Origin of the sequence: Thiorhodococcus mannitoliphagus (assembly GCF_010915725.1) — a bacterium.
Taxonomy (GTDB): Bacteria; Pseudomonadota; Gammaproteobacteria; order Chromatiales; family Chromatiaceae; genus Thiorhodococcus; species Thiorhodococcus mannitoliphagus.
Genome location: NZ_JAAIJR010000457.1, coordinates 1 through 494 on the forward strand (window position 1 = coordinate 1; position 494 = coordinate 494).

1 protein-coding gene is annotated in these 494 nt (G+C 69.6%); it reads right to left on the minus strand.

The window, feature by feature from the left end; genetic code table 11:
- A partial coding sequence (locus G3480_RS27390; protein ID WP_164657307.1) for a DUF2397 family protein occupies window positions 1-494 on the minus strand: 494 nt, incomplete at both ends.

Below are 494 nucleotides of genomic sequence, written 5' to 3' on the forward strand. Positions count from 1 at the left end.
GCCTCGGCATCCGTTTCACACTCCATGAACCAGGCGGCCAGGGTGCGGTAGTCGGCGGAGCGGTCGCTGCGCCCGAGTCGGCGCTCGTTGAGCTGGACCACGGCGTCCACCAGGTCGGAGATGGCCCGCCGAGCGCGCGAGCGCAGCAGCTCGGCCTGGGACGGTTTGTCCGCCGAGCCGATGAACCAGGCATCGAGTCCGGACCAGCGGGCCTGCCATTCGTCGATCATCCGGGCCCTGGCCAGGGCGGGGTCGAGCTTGGCGGGCTCGGCACCGTCCAGATCGGGCGCCGGGGCCAGGTCCATGGCATCGCGCTCGGCAACCCGCTCCAGCAGGGGCCGGAAGGCCGCATGCTGCTGGATGTCGAGGATCAAGCCACCGATCTCGGCGGAGCGCGTCACCAGGTCGCCGATGAATCGACGCAGATAGTCCAGCAGACGATCCTTGTAATCGATGAAGGCCGCGCGCTCGGCCCGACGCAGATCGAGCCCTCG